The organism is Bacteroides coprosuis (assembly GCF_020741705.1).
Lineage (GTDB): Bacteria > Bacteroidota > Bacteroidia > Bacteroidales > Bacteroidaceae > Bacteroides_E > Bacteroides_E coprosuis.
In genome coordinates, this window is sequence record NZ_DYYK01000153.1 from 1 (window position 1) to 19,277 (window position 19,277).

Annotated in this window: 9 protein-coding genes, 1 tRNA gene, 1 pseudogene and 2 riboswitches; of the genes and pseudogenes, 4 read left to right on the forward strand and 7 right to left on the reverse strand. The window is 37.6% G+C overall.

What is annotated here, in order from left to right; translation table 11 throughout:
• From K8V80_RS09275 to K8V80_RS09300, 6 genes and pseudogenes are all read right to left on the reverse strand, one after another.
• Positions 1 to 285: pseudogene (locus K8V80_RS09275) on the reverse strand (hypothetical protein); the annotation flags it as partial.
• A gap of 5 nt (positions 286 to 290) precedes the next feature.
• Complete coding sequence (locus K8V80_RS09280) at positions 291 to 2,414, reverse strand: hypothetical protein (RefSeq protein ID WP_276777294.1); 2,124 nt, start codon at positions 2,412 to 2,414, stop codon at positions 291 to 293.
• A 2-nt stretch (positions 2,415 to 2,416) separates the two neighbouring features.
• Entirely contained in the window at positions 2,417 to 4,156 is a 1,740-nt protein-coding gene (locus K8V80_RS09285; protein ID WP_276777296.1) for a PKD-like domain-containing protein, read from the reverse strand.
• Between the two features lie 17 nt (positions 4,157 to 4,173).
• Positions 4,174 to 5,364 carry a YncE family protein gene (locus K8V80_RS09290; RefSeq protein ID WP_276777298.1) on the reverse strand — a complete coding sequence of 397 codons (1,191 nt, stop codon included), beginning with the start codon at positions 5,362 to 5,364 and terminating at the stop codon, positions 4,174 to 4,176.
• A gap of 12 nt (positions 5,365 to 5,376) precedes the next feature.
• Entirely contained in the window at positions 5,377 to 7,416 is a 2,040-nt protein-coding gene (locus K8V80_RS09295) for a TonB-dependent receptor (RefSeq protein WP_276777301.1), read from the reverse strand.
• Between the two features lie 108 nt (positions 7,417 to 7,524).
• A riboswitch (cobalamin riboswitch) is annotated at positions 7,525 to 7,728 on the reverse strand.
• 482 nt (positions 7,729 to 8,210) lie between these two features.
• Positions 8,211 to 9,149, reverse strand: a complete 939-nt coding sequence (locus tag K8V80_RS09300) for a ribose-phosphate pyrophosphokinase (RefSeq protein WP_276777304.1) — start codon at positions 9,147 to 9,149, stop codon at positions 8,211 to 8,213.
• A 367-nt stretch (positions 9,150 to 9,516) separates the two neighbouring features.
• On the opposite strand from K8V80_RS09300, the gene K8V80_RS09305 reads away from it, so the two are divergent.
• The 4 genes from K8V80_RS09305 (at position 9,517) to K8V80_RS09320 (ending at position 16,273) form a co-directional block, all read left to right on the forward strand.
• Positions 9,517 to 13,890, forward strand: a complete 4,374-nt coding sequence (locus tag K8V80_RS09305; protein WP_276777306.1) for a DUF5112 domain-containing protein — start codon at positions 9,517 to 9,519, stop codon at positions 13,888 to 13,890.
• An 11-nt stretch (positions 13,891 to 13,901) separates the two neighbouring features.
• Complete coding sequence (locus K8V80_RS09310) at positions 13,902 to 14,636, forward strand: DUF5932 domain-containing protein (RefSeq protein ID WP_006745337.1); 735 nt, start codon at positions 13,902 to 13,904, stop codon at positions 14,634 to 14,636.
• Positions 14,626 to 16,083 carry an AbgT family transporter gene (locus K8V80_RS09315; RefSeq protein WP_006745336.1) on the forward strand — a complete coding sequence of 486 codons (1,458 nt, stop codon included), beginning with the start codon at positions 14,626 to 14,628 and terminating at the stop codon, positions 16,081 to 16,083. Before K8V80_RS09310 ends, K8V80_RS09315 begins: the two co-directional genes overlap by 11 nt.
• A gap of 116 nt (positions 16,084 to 16,199) precedes the next feature.
• Positions 16,200 to 16,273: transfer RNA gene (locus K8V80_RS09320), tRNA-Arg, on the forward strand.
• A gap of 198 nt (positions 16,274 to 16,471) precedes the next feature.
• Here K8V80_RS09320 and K8V80_RS09325 read toward each other — a convergent pair.
• Positions 16,472 to 18,451: a DUF5074 domain-containing protein gene (locus K8V80_RS09325; RefSeq protein ID WP_276777308.1), complete on the reverse strand. Its 1,980-nt coding sequence runs from the start codon at positions 18,449 to 18,451 to the stop codon at positions 16,472 to 16,474.
• Between the two features lie 362 nt (positions 18,452 to 18,813).
• Positions 18,814 to 19,015, reverse strand: a riboswitch (cobalamin riboswitch).
• Positions 19,016 to 19,277: the final 262 nt, after the last annotated feature.

Sequence of the window (19,277 nt, forward strand, 5' to 3'; positions counted from 1 at the left end):
ACCCCAGTCGGAAACAGAAGTAGGGTCGGGAGATATTTTTGCTAATTCAGCCAATTTGATTTCTGCTTTTACACCCGAAGTTAGATCGGTATTGGCCGGAACAGTTACACTTATTGTTACTCCTTGAATTGCAGCTGTAAAAATCTCACCTCCCTTATTTAGATTTAGGGAGATGATATAATTGTCTTTACCTGCAAAGTCATCGTCATCACTAGAGCAGCTTACAAAGCTAAAGCCCAAAATAGCGAGGCAGATTAGATTTAATTTTAAATATATATGTTTCATCTTTTCTATTTATTTTCAGTGTATTTCCCGTCCAACATATCTTGGTGAGTCGGGTTGTACTTATTGTTTTCTACCTTCCAGTTTTTAGCCTCTACGTTCTGAACCACATTCTTTAGTCCAGTAAAATCGGTTAAGTGGGCAGCAAACTGTACTTCAATACTTTCTGCTTGCGTAAGAGCTGAGAATGCATTGAGGTTGGTAGTGATACATTCATTGTTTTTATCCCATTGACTTCTTACCCCTTTGAAAGAAAATTTCTTTTCTACGGTAGATAGTTTAGGAAAATTGAAGTTTTCTAGTTTAAACCACTCAGACATAGTAAATGATTTTACTTTTTCTAGAAGTGGAACTTCTAGGTGAGTAGCCTCTTTGAAGCTTTCCAAAGAAAAATCTCCCGCATTAGTAAGATCTTTAACGATAACACTTTTAGCTTTTCCGCTACTTAGAGAGAATTTTTCTGCTTCAGTAAGGTCTTTAATGATCAATTCTTTAGCATTTCCACCCGATACATTGAATTTTGGCGTTTTCTGAAGAGTATTGATTTCTAGTTTATCTCCACCAGAATCTCCTACTGAAAACTCTGTTGTTATCTGCTTAGGAGCAGAGATAAGAGTTAAAGCAGGACAGTTCTTTATAGATACTTTTTCAGCTTTTTGAATAGTAGATAAATCAATAGATTCGATAAGGCGAGAGCTAGATATAACAAACTCTTCAACTTGAGTTAATAGAGGTAAGTTGAATTCTTTTAATAGATTGACTACCTCAAAATTAACCTTCTTGCATTCTTTAAGTAGAGGCGCATTTACTTTCTCTATAAACTGCATTTTTTCGCAGGTTAGTTTATTTTCCACTTTGGTAAGATTAGGAAACTGCAACTCTTCTACTATCGCAAATCGGATAGTAAGATCATTGTCCACACTTTGGAGTGCCTGAAGATTAATCTCTTTTAGATTAATACTAAACTCATTTAAACTAGCAATAGATACATTTCCTGCATGAGTTAAAGCACTTAGGTCTATCTTACTCATACCATCATTGCCTACAGAATTGAACTTACCTGTAACTTTTTCTAGAGCAGGGAAACTCACTTTCTGTATGTTTTTCAATGTATTTGCTATACAGTTTCCTCCAATAGTTTTTAAAGTAGGTAACTTGAGTGTATTTGTTTTCCAAAAATAAACTAGGTTAAAATCTCCTTCTACATGAGCTAGAGCAGGTAAGTCTATCGTCAATAGTGTAGAGTTGGCACTTGTTTCATTTAATGGGTTACCATACGAGCCATCACTAGTTACTTGTGATCCATTCAGAGTTAATGTGCCGTAGCAGTTAACTAAGTCGCTCATATCAAGTTGTTCCAACATCTGAGATTGGATATGGATAGAGCTAGCTTCCTCCAACTCGGGAAGATAGATTTCATTGATGTTGTTGGAGCGAATAATAAGATTGCCCACACTCTTAAGTTGTGGGAGAGTAATATTTATTTTCTCTTGATTGAATTTGGCTTCATTTTCCAAAGTTCCGATATACAATCCACCAGCTTGGTGGAGATTGGATAACCCAGCAAGATGTGTTCCACCAAAACTAGGATTAATAATAATATTATAAGCTACATCATTTAAGGTACTTAGTCCATTTAAATTGCGAATGCTATCTTCTTTCGCTACCGCAGTTGTCGATCCAATGATTAAGTTTCCATTAATACGATTGGCTTTCAAGGATTCAAAACTATCTACATCGGCTTGTGTACGTAGAATAACATCTTCATCAGTTGAGATGTCGGTGTACTTCAATTTATACACAAAAGAATTATAACTCTTATTATAAGCTTCAACACGGAAGAGCTGATCACTTGTCCAGTCGTAAATATCCTTAGGATCGGGCATTACTTTGGCATTCTCACTCAAAGTATAACTAGCTTCTGCTTCTACTAAGTCTGTTCCCTGAGGGACTTGTACCACTATCTCATTGTTAATGATACTAGCAGTATAGGTGGTTTCACCTACGTGTAGAGCAAAAGAGGTAAAGTAAGCATCAGTGCCATCGAAGTCGCTATCGTCATCAGAGCAACTTGTTAGTCCTATGCAGCAAGCGATAAGACTAAAGGCTAGAATTTTATAGATGTATTTCATGATTATTTTTTCTTAGTATTGTTTTTAAAAAGATTGAAATCTTTCACGTTGAAGACTTCTGTAGAAACTTCTCCTAGCCAACCCGCTTTTGAGTTAACACCTGTTTGAATTTTTACGAAGTCAATGTATTTTAAGTTGGCTGGTTTGCCATCGTGTGTTACTGCATCACTAATCTTAAAGTGATTACCATTTACCCCAGCATTATGGTTGGTGTCGTTAGTTAGACGGTCGATTGGGCTAAAGTTATCAGCATAACCCCACTCGAAAGTGCCATTGTACCAATAACCAGGAGAGGTTTCCTTTGTCTTTGATTTTAGGCAAGTACCGTAAAGTGTATAACTAGGAGTAGTTACCCAATTAGGGTAATAGTAATCTTGTTTGTGGAACTGACTTAGGTAATCTACCGAACCCGATTGTCCTTGGTTATCTGTCCACATTACAGGCATTCCTGGAGCTTTAGGTTTGTAGTAGGTTACCGCATAGTTTTGAATGGTTTCTGGTTTGCCATATTCCGAACCTTTAAGTTCGTACCACGTGTCATTGGGCTTTCCATCACCATTTTCATCTTGCATAACCCACACAATACCAGGTTCAGAAGAACCATCAAAAGAGTTTCCTGCAATTTGAATATTATAATCGTTATCATTTTGAATACTATGATCGAAGCCTACAACAAGGTATCCGCCGAAGCCACCTAGAGAAACATAACCATTAGCAGCTAATCTACTTTCTGCATAGGCATTGGCTTCTTCCATAGAGTTACAAGTATAGTTTTCGTTGACAAACTGACCAGGAGCTGGTAAGAATTTATACACTTTGTTCCAACTAATGATACTTGCTCCCGAAGGTTTGCGTTCGTAAGTACCTTCTTTAGGGCATACTTTGACTATCAACTCTTTGGTTGCCGAGCTGAAGTTGTTTTTCATGGTTACCTTAAGCGTATATTCCCCTTCTTTTTTTTCTGAGAAGATAAAGGCTGTATCTTTGTTTTTTTGTTTTTCTTCTCCGTTTACCTCCCAGATGTATTCAGCATCAAAAGCATTTTCAATGTTGAGTATCGGGATGCGGATTGATCTTCCTGCAGAAAGGAAGTATTTATCTTGCTCAAAAGCCCAAGTAAAGGGTAGTTCATCGGGAGTGCAAACAGCTATTGGTATGATGACCTCGTCCTTTCCATCTTCATTGGAAGCTTCAAAGTGGAGATCATAATTGCCTTTGCTATCTTCTTTAAAGGTGTATTCTAGGTCGGTAGATACTTTTTTATCTCCTATATACCAAGCCCATTCTGCATTTTCAAGAATATCCTCTACCTCTGGTTTAAAGTTTAGACTGCTACCCATCACAATTTTATATCCTTCTTCGGGGATAGATAAAGAGATAACTGGAGGTAGTAGATTGCGTACACTTATCTTTAGTTCTTCATAAGCTGTACCAGCCTTGGTTATAGCTTCAAGTGTAACATAAACTTCGGTTTGCTTACTGCTTGAGAAAGTTAGATTTTCATCTGTACTGATGATTTTGCCATCAATTTTCCAAGCAAAAACTGCCCCTTGAGCATTTTCATACTTCGGCTCAATAGTTATCGGAGTATTTATTTTTGTCAGATAGATATTGTCTTCTTGATCCAGAGTGATTTGGGGAGGATTGAGTACCGTAGCCTCATCATCACTACATGCGGAGAATGATAGGAGAGCTATCAGCATCAAGCCAATAGTCTTGCTCCAAGAAGGAAAGTGTTTCATAATTATTGAATTTAACATTATTGAATTTTATTTTTGGACAACAAGTCGAGATTTGTCATTCTTTTGTCTGTAAATACGATGTGTGCAGGAATATCACCCGTCATTACGCTCCATTTCTTTACTCCATTTCTTTTAAAGCAATACAGAGTGCCAGGCGATACATAATCTTTGGCATCTGTAGTGAAGAAATCTTTAGTAACGGGGTTTACAGCGATACCATAAGGCACTTTAATACGTTTTTCTGTGCCATCTTTGATAAATTTACGAGTTACTATCTTTTGTTGTTTTGTATCAAAAATGGCATAGGTTACGGTATTCGATTGTGTGATATGACTCCATTCTACGCTATATACATAGAGTGAATCGCCCGATAGTTCCATATTACTATTGGGCAACAAGCCCAATGTCTTTACTACTTCATCAGTACGAGTATCAATGATGAATGTTTTAGAGCCTATCTTTTTGTAATCTCCACGAGAGGATACATAGAGGTATCCATAATTATCTAGTTCCAGACGATGTAGATTAATACCTACTTCTATCTTTTTGATTTCGGTAAAAGTCTCCAAGTCTATTACAGATACTGTGGTGTCGTATTCGGGTACACGATACCCTCCTGAGTTTGCCACATAGAGTTTGTTGTTGTGAATCACCATCTCTTCGGGTTGATAACCTACAACGCATTTATCTACAATCTGCATAGTACGAGTATCTACCTTTACCACTGTTCCAATAGGTGCATCGGGGTCGATAAGCACAGGACCATTGTACGAACTGACATAGGCATAGTCTTTATCGAATACAATGTATCTGCAGTTGGTAATATCTAAGGTATGTAGATGTTCAGCCGTGTAAACATCCATTACCTCAACTAGGTGAGAGCAGTTGATTACGGCATAAAGTTTATCTCCATAAATCTGAATATCATTCCCTACATCTCCCAGGTTATGAGTTACTTGAGGGTTCACAGTAGGGTAGATGTTTCTAAAATAAGTACCCGACTCGTAATCGAAATAGTCGAGAGTCGATTTGTTGCTTCCCATATTCCCCTCATTGAGCAAGAAGAATCCTTTTATCTCTCCCACTTCTCCCGGAGCGATTTGCTCTTGTTCAGCCCAGAGTAAGTAGTTTTCATCACCTCGACAAGAAGTAATAATGAATGCAGGAATGAAAAGCAGAATTAAATATAGAAATGTTTTAGTTTTCATGATTCAGATGATTTAGAAATGAGCTTTTAATATGACTTTGAAGTTGGTTCCTGGCATAGGGTAGCGACTTACTACTTCATATTGTTGATTAAATAAATTGTTGACTTCTAGGGTTACTTTGTAATCGTTTTTACCCCAATGGAAGTTTCTACCTAGTGAGATGTCACTGGTGTACCAAGCCAACACTTTATTAATTAGAATATTGGCACTCTCTGTATATCGCTCTCCCGAGTAAATAAAGCTGTAGCTCATATCCCATTTGCGGTACTGAGCACTTACAACTGCCGATCCACTATGCCAAGGGATATAGCTGATTTGTCCTTTGTAAGTAATCTCCTCGGGATCAGAATAATCTTGTGCTTTTTGGTAAGTATAATTTAAGCGAGTATTCAATAAAAAATCTTTGAAGGGCTCTACTGTGGCAGCCAAAGCTACATCAACACCTTTAATTTTTACAAGTCCGATGTTCATCATCGTCCATCTAAAGAGCTGTCCACCGGGTTTAGCCAGAATCTTATCTTCAATTTCATTGTAGTAAGCATCTACCTGACCTTCAAAGTCTTTAAAGAAAGGATGGAAGAATGATTTTTGATATGTTAACCCGATGTTATACTGAGTAGCATATTCAGGTTTCAGGTTTGACGTTCCACTACCAATTACAGCAAAGTAGATTTCATTGAAAGTAGGCATTCTAAATATTTTCTTATAGAATCCTCTGAGGTATAGTTCCTGACTAAGCCAAGGTTGGTACGATGCAATCAGAGTAGGGGTGTATCGATCCCAGTTTTTACGAACTTGTTTCTCTTCTTTCATCTTTTCGTGAATAAAAGTACCTAATAAGCTAGCCTGCACTTTTAAGTGATCTATCTGAATTGAGGTTGCTAGGGCTACCCAACCCGAAAAGCGTTGTGGGTATATAAACTCATGGAGGTTGGCATTCATCTTATTCCACTGAAAGTCGCCCGATAGATTGGCTGTCCACCATGGAGTGAGTGTAATGAGATTTGAACTAGAAACATAGCCTTCATGGAGCATATATTTATTATCCACCTTCATTACTACTTGTTCATCTTTCTTGGGATCGGATAAATAATGGAGATAATCATACGCATATTTCCCCACTAAAGAAGTTCGGTAACGAGGGCTAATCTGCTGAGCATAAGAACCTTGTACAAAGAAATTTTTATCCCATTGTCTATCTTCATTCTTGTATAGACCAGGAGTTTGACGAACAATAGCACCAGGATATCCCCTTTCGGAATCATAATAATAGATTTTAGTTTTCCACTCGCCTTTTTTGAGTTTTCCAAAGAGTCCATGTTCGATACGGAAAAACTCTACGTCTCCATTTTGGCGAGTAGCAACGGTATCAAAAGCTCCTCGGTTATCTTGTTTGTTGATTACTTTATATCTAAATCTATACTTTCCACTAGAATACGTATAATCTGCATTCAGTGATGATTTTATGGTTTTACTAAGTTCTTGCTCCCAGAGTAGAGAAGGATTGGCTAAGCCAAAAGAACCCGTTTTGAAAGTAGCGTGTAAATTGTACCTTTTACCCTTTGCAAAAGTAGGCACTTTAGTTCGCATATATACCGAGCTGGCAGAGGCAAAGTCTTTAGCTGGTTGGAAGATAGAGCTTTTCTGACCGTTGTAAAGAGAAATGGTTTCGATGTTGTCGAGAGAAAATCGTCCCAAATCTACCACTCCATTTTGGGCATTCCCTATTTCTACTCCATCAAAGAACACCCCTACGTGTTCGCTCCCCATACTGCGTACATTGATGGTTTTTAGTCCACCAATTCCTCCGTAGTCTTTCAGTTGTACTCCTGAGAAATAGCGTAAAGCATCTGCAATAGAATGTGCATTGAGCCGTTCTAAATCTTTGCCTTTTAGGGATTGTACGGGGATAATATCTTTGGGGATATACTCTTCAACAATTACTACCTCACCCAATTGTTGAATGCTGTCTAATTTACTCTGTGCTTTGATTTGAAAAGCACCAAAAAGGAGTAAGAGAATGGATAAACTAATACTTCTGCTAGTCTTCATAGTGTTTTATTATAAAGCCTGCGGGTGGATAGAAGTATATAATCGAATACCTTAGATATAGATGTATATCTAAAGCAGGATGTAGTAGCTCTATGTCCCGAAAGCTTAAATACAAAAAATGACTTGGCAGGTTTTCTGACTTACTTCATCTTTAACGCATCCTTCCCATCTTTATAAAAGACAGTGGATATTCGATTGGTTAAAGACTGTTGAAGATTACAGCAGCGGGTCTGTTTAAGATTTTCACTTAATTCCCTTTTATTATAAAAGTTTTAGTGGACTTCTATAATCACCAAAATCAGGTGCAAATTTAAATATTATTTAGATATTTAAAAATAAAATAGGAGTATTATTCATTTTAAGAGTAATATATGATACAATGGCTAGTATGAAGCTCTGTTTCTGGTCTCATCGAGGGTTATCGGGTAAGGAATGGCGGAGGTGTAAAAGTCTTTATTCATTGTATGGTTTTATGACGATGAGGGGGTGCAGAAAGTTATGATTCTTCCAGACTCTAAAACTAGCTGAGGCTATTTTATTAAGGAGTGATTTTCTAAATAAAAATGGTGAAATACTCTTTTTTATGATAAAGAGAATCTGCTTGAATAAGAAGTACTTATAAAATAGAGAATTTACTTTGACACCGACATGACGATTGCATGTCGGTGTCAAGATAATAGTTTGTCTATGCCAAGAATGAGAACTCTTCTTTAGGTAGTAGAGAATCGGGGGTATATTAAACAAAAAATCCCGAAGAAGCTTCGGGATTTTTTAATGCATAAAAAAACGCGTAATTAAATAATGTATTGAGAGCTGATGGATTCATTATTTACTACACGCTTAATAGTTTCTGCAAACATATCTGCTATGCTAAGCTGTTTCACTTTGGAACACTTTTTACAGAATGGGATACTATTGGTGAATATCATTTCTGTAAGTGCAGATGATGTTACTCGCTCACTAGCAGGGTCGGACATTACACAGTGGCTAGCAATAGCTCTAACAGATTTTGCACCTGCTTCGATCATTACATTGGCAGCCTTTGTAATAGTACCTGCTGTATCAACGATATCATCAACTAGAATAACGTTTTTACCTTTTACATCACCAATAATTTGCATAGAAGCAACTTCATTGGCTCTTTCTCTTGTTTTGTTACATAACACTAAAGGAACGCCTAGGTACTTAGAGTAAGTATTAGCACGTTTAGAACCTCCAACGTCAGGAGTAGCAATAACTAAATCTTCTAATTGAAGAGATTTGATGTAAGGGATGAATACGGCTGAAGCATAAAGGTGGTCAACTGGAGTGTTGAAGAAACCTTGAATTTGGTCAGCATGTAAGTCCATTGTGATTAGACGGTCTATACCAGCTACGGTAAGCAAGTCGGCAACTAATTTCGCTCCAATTGAGACACGTGGCTTGTCTTTTCTATCTTGACGTGCCCAACCAAAGTAAGGAACTACTGCAATAATACTTTTTGCAGAGGCTCTTTTAGCTGCATCAATCATTAATAGCAGCTCCATTAAGTTGTCAGAGTTAGGGAATGTGGATTGTACTAAGAATACGTTTGCGCCACGGATTGATTCTTCGTATGAAACAGCAAACTCACCGTCAGCAAAGTGAGTAATATTCATGTTACCAAGAGGACAATCTAGGCTTTGGCAGATTTTCTCTGCAAGATATCTCGAGTTGGTACCCGAGAAAACCATAAAGGGAGTTGTTTGGCTCATTTTTTGAATAGTTATTACTATTTGTTAATTCGCATACAAAGGTATAACTTCTAAAAGTATTATAAAAAACTTATTATAGATATTTCATCATTCTTATATCTATTAGATTTTATACTTTTACGCATATCTCTCTATAATATAATATATTACAAGGTATTCATTCTTTTTAAGATTTTAAATGCATTAGAGCTTTTTTAATTTAACACTCTATTTTTAAACTCTATTACCATAGATAAATCTTTTATTTTTCATATTTCTATCAAGCTTTCTTATCTTTGATTATCATTAACTTTTTGAATGAAGACGCATGAAGCCTCGCTTTACCTTATATTCTTGGCTCCTTTTCTTTTTATTTCTTTCCTCGTGTATGGGAATAGCCCCTACCAAAGAGGTGAGGTATATTGATGGGCTCAACTCTAAAGCGTCTAAATATGGATATACTTCTCTTGATTCGGTATCTATTTATGCCCAAAGAGCATACAAGGAAGCTAAACATTATGAACTAGGTAAGGCAGAGGCATGCAATCATCTTGGCTTTTATCATTTCATGAGAATGAATTTTGATGAGTCTGCCCATTTTTATCAAGAAGTGGGAAAGCATACGATCAATGAGCTCGAACTCCTTATCTCTGATATAGGGATGATGAAAATATTTCAACGCACGGCTCAAAGCAAACTGTTTTATGATTATCGGAATAGTGCTTTAGCTCGGATGAAGCGTATTGACGAAGACCGCACTGTGTTTGATAAAATAAAAGAGAAAAAACGGTTGAACTATGCTTATAGCGAGTTTTACATTGTTTCGGCAATCTATTTTTATTATCTTCAACAAGAAGAATTGGCTGCTGAGGCGATAGCGGACTTGGATCAGCGAAAAGAGGATGCTCTAAATTGGAATGCAATTTCTACAGATACTATACAGCTACTCTATTATAAATACATAAAGGGTGCTACTGGTTTAGTGAAGGGAAAAACTGCTACCGAAAAGTTGCTGGCATCTTTTGATGAGTTGTTTCAGACGTGGAGATTGGCTCGAGCGCAAGGGATCATCTATTTTGAAGCCAATGCAGCACAGGGCATGGCCAATATTCTTGCTCGCCCAGTCAATTACGAGTTAATCTACCATGAACGCATCCATCTATTAGGAGGATTGGGTTATCCCATTGATTCTATTTTACCTCTCCGCCTGGGAGAGTCGGCTCTGAAACTTTTTAAAACCTACGAAGATATCTATCAGATAGCAGGTGCTCATGTAACTCTAGCTCAGTATTACAACTATCGTGGAGAATACAATAAAGCGCTAGAGGTTTTAAAATCGGCACTAGATTATGTCAATCAGCATCATCGCTTGTATTATAAAGATCATCACGATTCACCCGATGATTTAAAGTTATACGAGGAAGATGTCAATCAAAACCCCATAGAAATACAATGGATTGAAGATGATGTACTCACCGTACCCGAGTGGATTGCTCGCATCCGTGAGCAGTTGAGCGTGTCTTTTGCTGGAGTAGGTAATAAAGCCGCATCCGATTATAACCGAAATGTGTATTTGGATATTCTCGATTTAGTTCGTCAGGATAAAGAGCTAGAAAGTAGATATGCTTCTCTTCAAAAGGAGGAGCGGTTTATTAACTCTTTATTGAGTCTGCTCTTTTTCTTAGTAATTGTACTTGGCGTGTTGTTTTATCTAGTCAATAAACACTCCCGTAAGAAAACGACTCTTTACCTTCAGCGACTAGAAAACAGCTTAACCGTTTGTCGGGATTTAACAGCTAGTTTACCGCTCAAGGCATCGAGGTTGGAAGATGTGGTTGAGCCTATTATTCAGATTATCAGAAGGTTCTTGGAGAAAGAATTGGGCGTTGAGCGCATCTATCTTCGCATAAAAGCAATTGATGAAGAAGAGTTGATGTACGATACAGCTCCTGATAAGGAGAAAGATACGGGGCTGTATTCTTCGAGTTTCGACTTAAAAACCAGAGATAGCTCTCTTGAAAATGGAATGTTTAGAGTCTTTACAGCAAAGAAATTGGGTAAAGAAGACCTCTCTTTTATTGCTATTTTATCACCTTATATGGTGTGGGCAATAGAAAATGGATTACACTTCATGGACTTAGGAGAGGAGAGAGAATTGCTCGAAAAGAAGTTGTTTATCACCAATCAGCACAATATTCAAGATAAGCGAGAGAATATACTCAAGCGAGCCAATATGCGCATTGTGTATGGAATTCAGCCCTACCTAGACCGAATTCGTAATGAGGTGAGAAAGATAAGTTATGCGACTTATACCAAAGAAAAAGAGGTACGCCAGTTGAAGTATCAATACATAGATGAATTGCTTGATACCATTCAAGAGTACAATGAGGTTTTAGCTCTATGGATTAAAATAAAGCAGGGAGAGCTCAGCTTGCAGATTGCCAACTTTGAATTGGGAGAACTCTTTGAACTCTTAGAGAAAGGAGTTCGATCGTTTGAACAAAAGAAGATCAGTCTGCATATTAAACCAACGGATGTGGTTGTGAAAGCAGATCGGGCATTGACGTTATTTATGCTCAACACCCTGCTAGAGAATGCTCGTAAATTTACGTCAGAGGGAGGAGAGGTGAAGGTTTCTGCCAATGCCTCCGAAGAGTATGTTGAAATAGCTGTTTCTGATACAGGCGTGGGTATGTCAAACGAAGATATTCAGAAGATTTTGTATGAAAAGGTATATGATTCTAGTGAGATAGGGGGAGATAATCCCGATGTAAAAGAGCAGAAAGGAAGTGGCTTTGGCTTGATGAACTGTAAGGCCATCATAGAGAAATACCGAAAGACAAATCCTGTGTTTCATGTGTGCAACTTTGATATTCAGAGTGAAAAGGGGGTAGGTAGTCGTTTCTCTTTCCGCTTACCTTATGGAGTAAAAAAGACATTTATGTTGATTCTTATACTTCTAGGTGGAGGTTTTTCGACTTCAGCTCAAGAGTTTTCATCTCAAATGGTTCCCGACTCTATCCGACTAAAGCTACTCTATGAAGCCTCTGATTTTGCCGATGCGGCTTATTTTAGTAACGTAGATCAAACCTTTAGTCAGACCCTTCAATATGTCCAGTTGGCTATAGATAAGCTCAATCAGTTCTACTTGCAAAACAGCTTTTCTAAAGAGCCCTTGATGAAAATGGTAGGAGATGATACACCTGCCGAGGTAGAGTGGTGGAACAGAAAATTTGAAACAAGTTACCATGTTATCCTCGATATCCGCAATGAAGCTTCTGTGGCTTATCTGGCTCTAAAAGATATAGATAGCTACAACTACAATAATAAAGCTTATACCATGCTTTATAAGTTGACTAGTAAGGATGATTCTTTAGATCGCTTCTGTAAATTACTCGAACGCTCTACATCGAATAAGCAGGTGGCACTTATAATAGTAGTTACCTTAATCATCTCCTTCTTATTGGTGTACTATGTGGTATATGTACGTCGTCAGCTTTCACGCAGGTGGAGCTTAGAACAAGTTCTCGATATTAACGAACGTATCTTCTCTGCCTCATTGCACTACACGGTGAACGGAGATGAGAAAAAGACAGAAGCCGATTTAACAACTATTCCTCGTCAGATTATTGAAAAGAGCTTTGCCGAGTTCAATGAATTGCTAGCTGTTGATGCTATGGGTATCATCTTGCAAGACGAAGAAAAGCAACAGCTATCTACTACTCTTTACCCCATGGAAGAACAGTTGGATGCAGAAACGATTCATCGTTGTATTCAAGAACGCATCTGGATATCCTTAGAAAACGAGGTTTATATCCCATTAGAAACTACACTCGGTGCAAAGTCGGAAGTGGTAGGTGTATTCTATCTGCGAAGAAGAGACAGAAGTGAGTTAGCCGAAGAAAAGCTATTCTTAGAGCTGATTGTTCGCTATATGAGTACGGTACTTTATAACACTATGATTCGTACAGCGGGTAGGTTCCGAGATATTAGTTTGGTATTCGATGACATCCATCGTTTAGACTGGGAAAACAATCAAATTCACGTGCAAAACCGAGTATTAGACAACTGCCTATCTGCCATAAAACACGAAACGATTTATTATCCTAGTCGGTTAAAACAAATCGTAGATGAACTTCGACGAACCTCTCTGACCGAAGAGCGAGAAATGGCAGAGGTGAAAGTGATGTTCGACTTGGTAGAATATTATAAAGGAGTATTTACCATCTTAAGCTTGTGGGCTAAAAAGGAATTGGAAAGAGCCACCTTCCGTAGATCTATCTTCTCAGTAAACGATTTGATGGGGGATATGGAGAAACTTTTCCAACGTCGCAATAAAAAACGAGCAATACCTTTAACAATGAATATAGAGATAGAACCTCATCTCGAACTAGTAGGAGATGAGAAACTCGTAGAATATCTGCTGGAAATGCTTATCCTCGATGCTTTGGCAATGCCTATAGCTGGAGCTTTGAAATGGAAGATAGAGAGTGAGGGCGATTTTGTGAGTTTCACCTTTACAGATACTCGTAAAAACTATTCAGAAGAAACATTAAACAACCTGTTTTATCCAACTTTAGAGCGTATGAAAGCGACTTCCGAAGAGGGATTGCCAGGTACAACTTATTTAATAGCGAAAGAGATAATAAGAGAACACGATGAGTTTGTGGGACGTAGAGGGTGTAGAATACGTGCTTTTGCTTGTCCGCAAGGTGGATATTCACTCTACTTTACACTAACTCGTAAACCACAAATTGTATAAATAGCCAATGTATGAAAGAAGAAAAACAATTTAAAGTGATTATCGTAGAAGATGTCCAACTTGAGCTTAAAGGAACTGAGCAGATCTTCAAACACGAAATACCTACTGCCGAAGTAATCGGTACGGCCATGAACGAAGAAGAATTCTGGAAACTGATGCAAACTGAAGTTCCCGATATGGTATTGCTCGATTTAGGTTTGGGTGGTTCTACCACAGTAGGGGTAGAGATTTGTAGAAAGCTGTCCAAGGAATATCCTAAAGTGCGAGTACTGATCTTTACTGGAGAGGTACTCAATGAAAAATTGTGGGTAGACGTGTTAGAGGCAGGAGCCGATGGTATCATCTTGAAAACTGGAGAACTCCTAACCAAGACCGATGTTGAGGCTGTGATAGATGGCAAACAGCTAGTCTTTAATTTACCCATTCTTTCCCGTATTGTAGAGCGGTTTAAACAATCTGTGATAAGCGATTACAAGCGTCAAGAGGCTGTAATAGGTTATGATATTGATGAATATGATGAACGATTCCTTCGCCATCTGGCTTTAGGTTATACCAAAGAGATGATAGCGAATTTAAAAGCAATGCCTTTTGGTGTAAAATCTTTAGAGAAAAGACAATCTGATTTGATTGCTCGTCTGTTTTCTGATGAAGAAAGAGTAGTGGGTATCAATGCTACCCGTTTGGTAGTACGTGCCCTTGAGTTAAGAATTTTAGATATAGATAATTTAGAACCCGATGAGGAATAAAACCCGAAGAGTACATCCTGCAACTTTGTTTTTCTTATTAACCATAGGCTTGATCTTCTTGGTTTGGCTGATGGATATTTATGGGGTGAGTGTTTTCAATCCTCATACTGGGAAATACTTGCGTGTTCAGAGTTTGCTGAATGCTGAGGGAGCTCGTTGGCTAATGCGCAACTCAATAACCAATTTTAGTGCATTTGCTCCTGTGGGCATGGTTGTGGTATCACTCTTAGGTATTGGTGTAGCCGAAGATTCAGGCTTTCTCAATGCTTTGTCTCATCAACTGACTCGATTGAAATGGAAGCCTCGTTGGGGACTTCTAATTATGATTTTACTGGGTATTTTATCCAATGTGGTAGGAGATGCAGGTTATGTATTTCTTGTTCCTTTGATGGCTCTTCTCGCACCCCGATTGGGTATTCATCCTGTTGTAGCCATCATGGTTACTTTTGTTTCCGTAGCTTGTGGGTATAGTGCCAACTGGATGCTAAGTTCGATGGACCCTCTATTGGCTCGTATCACCCAAGATGTTTCTTCAGGGCTAACGCCACAAAACTTTAATTCAGGACCTTATGCCAATTACTTCTTTATGTTTGGTTCTACCCTTTTTCTGACTCCCGTGATTTATTGGGTTGCAAAAAAAACACTGATACCGAAGTTGGAAGAGAAAGGTATGGTACAAGAGCTTGAAGAATTTAAAGAATTAGCTCATCGTGAAAAGCGATCCTTGAATATTGCTGCACTCATTGGCCTTACTTTCTTATTCTTAATTGGCTGGCTCACGTTCTCCTCTTTAGGGCTATTTAGAGGAGTGAGTGGAGAGTTGGTGCGTTCCCCTTTTATTATGGGAGCCTTAATGATTCTGTCGTTGAGCTTAGGGATTATGGGCGTAGTATATGGGTTGAGTTCGGGTAAATATAAGCGAGATGTAGATGTAGTGATGGGTCTAACCTCGGGTATTAGAGTGCTAAGTATCTATTTTGTGATTGCCTTTTTTGCAGCACAGTTCTTTGCGTGCCTCACTTATACTCAGCTCGACCAATTAATTGTCTTATTTTTTGGACATCTTACAGCCTCTGTTGCTGTCGATAATCCTACTTGGGCCTTACTCCTTTTTATAATATATTGTGCTTGGGTAAACCTCATTATGGTTTCTGCACTGGGTAAGTGGGTATTGATTTCTCCCATCTTTATCCCTTTGTTTTGGGCTATGGGCATTTCTCCAGATGTTGTACAAACAGCCTTTCGGGTAGGAGATAGTGCTACAAACGTAGTAACCCCTTTTCTTTATTACTGTCCTTTTATTCTAGCCTTACTCCATAGATATATCCCTAGAGTAAGCTTTGGCTTCATCTTCTCCAACACTTGGAAGTTCTCCGTTGTTATCTTGATAGCATGGGCGCTATTCTTCCTTGTTTGGTTCAAACTAGGCATTCCATTTGGAGTTTAAGCAATACAAAGAAGCTCAAGTAAAACTATAATTTAAGAAAAATTAGGACAATACAACTATTCCAAGTTTTTTATACTAACAAAAAAGATTTACCTTTGCACACGCAAATAAGGATTGGTTCCGTAGCTCAGCTGGATAGAGCAACGCCCTTCTAAGGCGTGGGTCAAGCGTTCGAATCGCTTCGGGATCACATTTTTGATAAGAACTTCACATACTAGCTCCTAATATCAATTGATGTTAGGAGCTTTTTTTATATCCAATTATTGAATAGAATTATATTATATTCTTAGGGTGTGTTATAGGATAATAGTTGGTCTTATAAAAAAGGTGCTAACTAGAAAAATCCAGTTAGCTCCCATAAAAAAATCTGTATTATGAAGACACACTCTTATTTTGCACTTGCTTCTGCAAAGTTTGCTCTAAAGTAAATACCTGCAGGGAAGTGAGTATAGTTTTGATAAGTAGTTCTAAACGATAAACCACCTTCTGATGGGTTATATACACTTATATCGTTGATTAGGAAATCCCAACCATAACCTTTGATTGTATTCATATACACTTCACCAGTTATTGGTTGTACGCCTAGGTTATTGTAAACTATTCCAGCATTTTCTAAGTGGTCTTTTACATTTACCATTTTTGCTGATTCACCAGTTTCAAAGTTGTGGCGATAAATCTCAAAACCAGCATTGCTATAATAAATTAGATTGCCTTTTGCAGAGATGGCAGGACTTGCTCCCCAGCCAGCTCCTAGTTTTCCTTCAGTTACTTCGCTCACTTTTATGATTTCTAGTGTTTCGCTATCTATCTTAGATATAAGTTGTTTAGTACCTGTTGTAGAGACATATATATTGCCATCATCTGTTGGGATTACACCTGTAACGCTACCTTCTATTTTGATGGTTTTAGCTACTTGGTTTTGATTGGCCTCTAGCACAAAAATGTTGTTACCAGCTGGTACAAAAACCTTATGGTTAGTTACTACCATTCTGTTTTTTGATGCACCACTTGAGTTTTCAATTAACTGAATACTTCCCGATTTACTATTGAATAGATGTACACCTTTATTATCTCTGATGAAAATATTTTCTTCATTTAGCACCGCTATATGAGATGGCCAGTTTAAACCTTCAAGTTCTTCATCGTAAGCAGCCTCTTTTTTTAATGTTTTCGCATTGGCTACCACTAGTTTACCTTCATTTTCGAAGTCTAGCCCAACTGCGTTTTTGCTACCATTTTGAGAGATAATATAGATTTTATCATGGTAGATAAACATATCTTGAGTAACATTTCCTAATTCACGTCCGTTTGCATTATAATAGGCTCTATCACGTACTTCTCCATTAGGTGTAATGTAGATTAATGATCCGTTTTCTGTCGTCATATTTCCTTCATTTAGAATGAATATTCCTTCAGGGTCATCATAATCTTTTGCTTGGACCATAATTCTAGCAATGGCAACATAAGTTAGTCCATTTTTATCTATCCCTTGAATTTTTACCTCTTCAACAGCATATTTTACTGTTCTAGGAATAGTAATATCAACAGTTCTGTTTCCTATGTGAACTATAGCTGTCCAGTTTGCTGGCTTATTGATTACTTCAATGTTTGATATGTCTTTAGAAGCCTCAAAAGCTAGTTTGTTGGGTCTACCTGTTTTTAAGAAAAATGTAGCTGAACCTTCTTTTTCTTCAAATTTTAAGTGAGAAACTTCCGATTTAGGTATAATAATCTCTTCGCCATTAGTTAGGATGAATATTACATTTTCTTCTTCGTTTTTTACTTCTTGGAAAAGTGATTCACCTGTGGCTTTAATTGGTTTACCCTCTTGGTCTTGAAGTCTTTCTCCGTTGACAACCCAGAATCCAGCCTCGTCAATGATTAGTTCTGGAGTAGCACCATCTTTGCCATCAATACCCGAAACAGATATTTTTTGACCTTGCTTGTTGAGTAAAAACTCAGTCTTTCCATCGGTAGTTAATGTCCAATAATAATGGCCATCAGACTCTCCGATACCTATGATTGGGGCATTTTTACCATTAGCACCGTTGATACCATCTTTGCCGTTGATACCGTTTGTGCCATTTACTCCGTCTTTACCATCTCTTACAAAAATTTTCGATCCATCGTTAAAAGTAATGTGATAGCCATTACCTTCACCTAATTCTTTTACCTCAGTAATCACTTTACCTGAGTTGAGAGCATCTACAAGGGTCTGAATAGAGGATACTTGTTTTTTTAGAGCAGATAAATCTGTTTTGATGTCGGCAATTTCACTCTTGATGAAACTGTCGTTGTACTCGTCACTACAGCTTGCAATGAATACGCAGCTTAAAATAAGGAAGAGTAGTTTTACTGTCTTTTTCATTTAAATTTTGAATTATAATAGTTTATAAAAAGTAAGTGCTTGTTTGATAATTGATACGCAGCTGTTCTGCAAAAGCCAAAGAGTTCTTTAGTCTTTGCAAAAGAATGGAACGTGGAGAATATCTTCTTCATCTATCTACTTCTGTCGATGCGGACTGATAGGTAGTAAAAAAGGGTGTATAAAAAGATAGGTTTGAATGGCTATGGCTTTAATTTGAGCAATAGCAAATTCTCTAGAATAAATAAAATAGTGCATAGTACCAGATATTTTTATATCTCGGTAAGAGTTGCAATAAAAAACGTATAAGACATTAATCAGTATAATGTGACAGAATGCGTTTTAGCTCTACTCCCCGAAAGCATTAAACATATATTGATTTGGCAGGTCTTCTGACTTACTCCGTTTTGGGCGTCCTTCCCGTTCTTAACGAACAGTGGATATGAGTATGGCTCAAAACTTTTTGGTGGAGCTTACAGCAGCGGGTCTGTTCAGGATTTACACCTGATTCCCTTTTCATTTCTTCTAATGTGTATTAAAAGAAAAACCAAAATTCACTGCAAATATATAAAAAAATAATACATCAGTTAAAATATCTGTAGAATAATTATTAAATCATTCAGTTTAGTGCTGAAAATAGTCCCAATAGGGAAGCTTACGCTGCAATATAGAAAGGCTGAAGAGCCGAAGAGTTTGAAATGAGCATTGTTTTGTATGAAAATATTTCGGAATAAAAGAGTAAATGGCTTTGATGTTTCTAAAAAACATCCTACATTTGCAACCACTAATAAAACTGGTTCCGTAGCTCAGCTGGATAGAGCAACGCCCT

Excerpts from the sequence above, each read along its gene's own strand:
- K8V80_RS09285 (WP_276777296.1), bottom strand. The coding sequence starts at position 4,156 with ATGAAACACTTTCCTTCTTGGAGCAAGACTATTGGCTTGATGCTGATA.
- K8V80_RS09315 (WP_006745336.1), top strand. The coding sequence starts at position 14,626 with ATGAGGAATAAAACCCGAAGAGTACATCCTGCAACTTTGTTTTTCTTA.
- K8V80_RS09280 (WP_276777294.1), bottom strand. The coding sequence starts at position 2,414 with ATGAAATACATCTATAAAATTCTAGCCTTTAGTCTTATCGCTTGCTGC.
- K8V80_RS09325 (WP_276777308.1), bottom strand. The coding sequence starts at position 18,451 with ATGAAAAAGACAGTAAAACTACTCTTCCTTATTTTAAGCTGCGTATTC.
- K8V80_RS09290 (WP_276777298.1), bottom strand. The coding sequence starts at position 5,364 with ATGAAAACTAAAACATTTCTATATTTAATTCTGCTTTTCATTCCTGCA.
- K8V80_RS09295 (WP_276777301.1), bottom strand. The coding sequence starts at position 7,416 with ATGAAGACTAGCAGAAGTATTAGTTTATCCATTCTCTTACTCCTTTTT.
- K8V80_RS09300 (WP_276777304.1), bottom strand. The coding sequence starts at position 9,149 with ATGAGCCAAACAACTCCCTTTATGGTTTTCTCGGGTACCAACTCGAGA.
- K8V80_RS09310 (WP_006745337.1), top strand. The coding sequence starts at position 13,902 with ATGAAAGAAGAAAAACAATTTAAAGTGATTATCGTAGAAGATGTCCAA.
- K8V80_RS09305 (WP_276777306.1), top strand. The coding sequence starts at position 9,517 with ATGGGAATAGCCCCTACCAAAGAGGTGAGGTATATTGATGGGCTCAAC.